The organism is Massilia agri (genome assembly GCF_024753255.1).
GTDB classification, from domain to species: domain Bacteria; phylum Pseudomonadota; class Gammaproteobacteria; order Burkholderiales; family Burkholderiaceae_D; genus Telluria; species Telluria agri.
The window spans coordinates 1-4,842 of record NZ_JANUHA010000040.1 but is presented as its reverse complement, the minus strand read 5'-3'; the positions used below and the strand labels follow the sequence as shown (position 1 = coordinate 4,842).

Genomic DNA, 4,842 nt, shown 5'->3' with positions numbered 1-4,842 from the left:
CTTGATTACGTTAACCTTTTTCGGCCTCGCCTTGCGGCGCCCCTGAAGCGGACGCGCACTATAGCAAAGCGCGCGCCCGTCCGCAAGAGGTGCACGTTCAAGGCGCCGGCACCAGTTCGATCACCTGGCTTGCCGCCTTCTGCACCGCTGCACGGGAGTACAGCAGGGGGAAATACTTCCCTTCCGCCCAGCTGGCGGCCAGGTCGCGGTAATGGGGGCTGGACGGGTCGCCCGACTGACCCGGCGTATTGATGGCGCGGGAGTTATCCCAGTTCCCCACGTCGAGGACCATCCTGAATGACGGCCCATGGGCCTGCCAGAAGCTGTCCGGGTGGTAGCTCGACACGTTCACGGTATAGGCGCTGCCTCCACGCGGCAGGGGTCCGACGTTCACCTGCGCCTTCCCCGCATTGTCGAGAATCGGCGCCATGGGGTGCACGAAGAAGCTGAAATGCAGCTTGCCCCATTGCCAGCGCTTCGGGTCAGGCCCCTGCACCGCCTCCATTTCGGTCCACGCCGCGGCGAGACTGCTGAGCAGCACCTCGTTGCGCTTGCGGACCGCGTCCTTTCCGAAGCGCGGCTCCGGCTTCTCGAGCGACTCGAGCAGGGCCGTCGGGTGCGGGGCATCCATCGCACTCGCCGCCGCCGGCGACAGCACGGCCGCCTTGAAGGCGTTGCCGAGATGGCGCGACCACCACACCTCATATAGCGCGGCTGGAGCGGAGCGCGCACTCTCCTCGCCATCCCAGGACGAGAGCAGTCGCAGCGCGGCCGCCGTCGCGCGGTCCTTCGACGACAGGGGCTTGAGCAGAGCCACCAGGCGGCGCGCATTCAGGTTGACCACGTCGTTCTGCAGACGCTGCATGTCCTCCATGCTTGCCTTCGGCGTCTTGGAGAGCACCTGCGCGATGCGCCGGGCTCGCGCGTTGTCGGGCCACTCGAAACCGAGCTTATATTCCTTATAGGGATAGCCAGATGGCAGGTTCATCTCATTGGCCGAGGCGAACCAGCCCTGCTTCGGATTGAGCACATACGGCAGCTTGTCGCCGTCGAGGAAGCCCTTCCACTCGTAGCGGCCGTCGCCCGGCACCGGCATCAGCCCGTCCCAGTTGGGCCGCACCGGGGCAAGGCCGCCGGCCACCCAGCCGATGTTCCCGGCGGTGTCGGCGTACACCTGGTTTTCCGTCGGCGCACCCCAGCGCCGCATCGCGCGGCGGAACTGTGTGAAGTCCTGCGCCTGCATGTACTCGATGCTGCCGAAGTAGGGCGCCATGCCGGGCGCGGTCCAGGTGGTGCGCACCGCGAAGGCGCGACGCGTGCCGGCGTCCTGGTGGATCACCGGCCCGTGGCGCGTGAAGCGCAGCTCGACCGTCCTGGCCGCCGCGCCGCGCACCTCGACCTTCTCGCGCACGATGCGGAAGTCTTCCCAGCCGCCCCCGTACCGGTACTGGTTCGGATTGGCGGGGTTGGTCTCGTAGACGTACAGGTCTTCCTGGTCGATGCTCATGATGGTGAGCCCGAAGGCGACCTTGCCGTTGTGGCCGATCGACACGCCCGGCAGCGCCGGCTCCCCTGCCCCGATCACGTCCAGGCCCGGCGCGCTCAGGTGCACGATGTAGCGCAGCGAGGGGGCGCCATACGCGCGGTGCGGGTCGTTGGCGAGGATCGGACGGCCGGTACTGGTGCGCGAGGGCGCGATCACCCAGTTGTTGCTGCCTTCGAGCGTCTCTTCGCTCGGATTCGCTACGCGCGCCACCTGCAGCGACTGGCGGTCGAAGCGCACGTTGTCGGTGGCGAGATGGAAGACTTCGAGCGCATCCTCCGGCAGGCAGGGATCGAGCCCCTCGGGCACACGGGTCGTCCAGCTGGGCGACAGCTTCGCGCGTACCGCATCGGCCGCCAGGCCGGCGCGGCAGACGACGCGCGAACGGGCGAACTCCTGCGTCAGGTTGCGCGTGAGGCCATGGCTGCGGATGCGCACCACGTCTTCCGGACGCCACTTGGCAGGCAGGTAGCGCAGCTGGCGGAATTCGAAGGGCAGCAGTTCCGGCTTGCGGGAGATATAGTCGATATAGGCGTTGATGCCGGCGACGAAGCGCGCGCTGGTCCGTTGCGCGTCCTTGCCGTAAGCCTTCCATTCGGGATCCATGCCGCCGCGGTAGAGGAAGAGCCTGGCCGCGCGATCCTGCTCCACGTAGGCGGGGCCGAAGACGGAGGACAGTTCGCCCAGCCCGCGGCGGCGCCACAGGTCGATCTGGAACAGGCGGTCGCGTGCGGCATTGAAACCCTGCACGAAGAAGGCGTCGTCCTGGCTGGCCGCGTAGATGTGCGGCACGCCCCATTTATCGACCAGGATGCGGGCCGGCTGGCTCAGGCCGGCCACCTTGACCGGCTGGGCCCAAACGGGGAGCGCGGCGCCCAGGAGCAGCGCCGCGCCGAGTCGAAACAGCCCCCTCACGCCGCCGTGGCCGCGGCGGGCGCAACTGCCGGGTTCTTGATGCGCATCGGCGGGATGGTCCAATAGGTCACTGCGCGCCACAGCCATTCCAGCGGGCCGTAACGGAAGCGCGACAGCCAGAAGTGGCTGAAGGCGATCTGGAACACCACGACGACGGCCACGAAGAGCATCTGGTCGACGCGCGAGACGCCGAAGTTGCCGAAACCGTAGCCGAAGAAGAAGGTCGATGCGATCAGCGACTGGGTGACATAGTTGGTCAGCGCCATGCGGCCGAAGGGCGCCAGCACGCTCACCTTGTTCAGCGGCGACGCGCTGTACAACATCAGGATGACCAGGCTGACGTAGCCGAGCGATGCCGGCAGGTTGCCCAGCATGAGCAGGCCCTGGGCGAACTGGAAGCCGTCGGCGCCGCGCGAGCCCTCGATCGGGTGCATCGCGATCATCGAGCCGACCAGGCCCATGCCCACGCCGACCGGAATGCCGAACATGGCCAGCTTGCGGAACAGCGGCAGGTGGTCCCGGGCGCGCTCCATGATGCCGGCGCGGACGAACCAGCTACCGAGCAGGAACATGCCGATCAGGATGGTCGCGAAGCCGACTTCGTTCGCTGCGTGTTCCGGGAAGCGTTCGGCGCGGAAGCGCACCACGTCGAGGTAGCTGCCCTTGCTGAGCAACGCGGTCTCTTTCGCGGCCACGTCCTTGCGTTCCTGGCGCATCTTGGCGCGCTCGGCTTCCTGCTCCTGCTGCTTTTTCGCAGCTTCCTTGGTGGCCGCGACCGGCGGCTTGTGGGGGAAGTAGTACTGCGCGGCGCCGGCGGCCGTCATCAGGAAGAAGGAAAAGCAGTAGATGCCGACACCGAGGCGCCACGGACGCGAGGCCTTGTCGGCGTGAGTGCGCTTGGTCAGGTAGCCGAGCGTGAACAGGGCGAAGCCCATCACGGGGATCATGACGCGCCCTTCGATCGGCACGCTTGGCGCGAACCAGCTGGCCACGCCGCCGATCAGGCCGAGCGCGCCGATCACCATCATGATGAAGGCCAGGACCGGCGGCTTGCCGAAGCGCTTCATGCGCTGCTCGCCGCGCAGCCACCAGGCTGCGGTGCCGAAGAAGGCCAGGCCGCCCGCGATCCCGAACAGCCATTTCATGTGCGGGATGAAGCCGCCGCCGATGCACAGGGCCATCGCCAGCAGGATCCACTTGGTGCGGCCGTACAGCACGACCAGCAGCGCCGCCGCACTGACGGCATAGCTGACCAGGATGTCGCCCCCGAACAGGAAGATGTGGTGCAGCGCCCCGAAGACGGCCAGCGCGGCGATGCGGCGCATATAGGGCACGAGGAAGCTGCGCTCGGCGCGTTCGGCGCGGGTCAGCATGATGGCGAAGCCCATGCCGAACAGGAGGGAGAAGATGGTCCAGAATTTACCGGTGACGAAATACTGGACGAAGTAGCTGACCCACAGGTTGGCGCCGGTGACGGTGGCCGGTATGCCGGAGCCGAGGTCCGAGATGGCGCGGTTGAAAAACTCGACATTCATCAAGAGGATGCCGATGAGGGCAAACCCGCGAACGACGTCGAGAGACTGGATGCGTTCGTTGTTCGCCACCGGCGTCAACGATACTGCTGGTTTGTCCATGGCCATCCCTTTCTGATTATTGATCGAATCATCGTAGTCCAGAGTCTGCATGCCTCAAGCGGCCATGCGACGAAATGCCGAAAAGCGCGGACGAACTGCAGTTTGGGAGGCCATTATTAAAATTGCATAGAATCCGGCGAGAGCGTCGCTTGCAATTAGCTTGCGCACGATCTATATTGGACGCATGAACTCTCCTTCTTCCCTCCCCGCACCGGCACTCGACAGCCAGCTGTGCTTTGCCCTGTATTCGACTTCACTGGCGATGATGCGCGTCTATCGCGGCCTGTTGCCGAAGCTCGGCCTCACCTACCCGCAATACCTGGTGATGATGGTGCTGTGGGAGCAGGATGCGCTGACCGTGTCCGACATCGGCGAACGGCTCTTCCTCGATTCCGCCACCCTGACGCCGCTGCTCAAGCGCATGGAAAGCCAGGGCCTGGTACAGCGGGCGCGGGCGCGTTCCGACGAGCGCCAGGTGATCGTCACGCTGACCGAACAGGGCCAGGCGCTACGGCAGGAGGCGGCCAAGCTCATGCCCGAGATCCTGTGCGCCACCAAATGCTCGGTGGAAGAGATTTCCGCATTGCGCGAGCAGCTGGTCGACCTGCGCAAAAACCTGAACGACAGCGCCGGCATGTAGCTTCTGAAAGTTTCGACGAAAGAGCCCGCTTGATACAGAGCGGGCTTTTTTCATTGCGCGAAGGTAGGCGGGAATGGACGCCAGTGAAGATCCGCAATACGGATCTGAAA

The 4,842-nt window shown here is 65.6% G+C and carries 3 protein-coding genes; 1 reads left to right on the top strand and 2 read right to left on the bottom strand.

Features of this window, described 5'->3' with window-relative positions; translation table 11 throughout:
* Positions 1 to 97 precede the first annotated feature (97 nt).
* A complete protein-coding gene (locus tag NX780_RS25010) occupies positions 98 to 2,449 on the bottom strand; it encodes a penicillin acylase family protein (protein ID WP_307733089.1) in 2,352 nt (783 codons plus the stop codon).
* Positions 2,450 to 2,454: 5 nt separating this feature from the next.
* Positions 2,455 to 4,092: a DUF418 domain-containing protein gene (locus tag NX780_RS25005; protein WP_258830601.1), complete on the bottom strand. Its 1,638-nt coding sequence runs from the start codon at positions 4,090 to 4,092 to the stop codon at positions 2,455 to 2,457.
* A gap of 184 nt (positions 4,093 to 4,276) precedes the next feature.
* Between NX780_RS25005 and NX780_RS25000 the strand changes: the two genes are divergently transcribed.
* Positions 4,277 to 4,732, top strand: a complete 456-nt coding sequence (locus tag NX780_RS25000) for a MarR family winged helix-turn-helix transcriptional regulator (protein WP_258830600.1) — start codon at positions 4,277 to 4,279, stop codon at positions 4,730 to 4,732.
* Positions 4,733 to 4,842: the final 110 nt, after the last annotated feature.

Excerpts from the sequence above, each read along its gene's own strand:
- NX780_RS25005 (WP_258830601.1), bottom strand. The coding sequence starts at position 4,092 with ATGGACAAACCAGCAGTATCGTTGACGCCGGTGGCGAACAACGAACGC.
- NX780_RS25000 (WP_258830600.1), top strand. The coding sequence starts at position 4,277 with ATGAACTCTCCTTCTTCCCTCCCCGCACCGGCACTCGACAGCCAGCTG.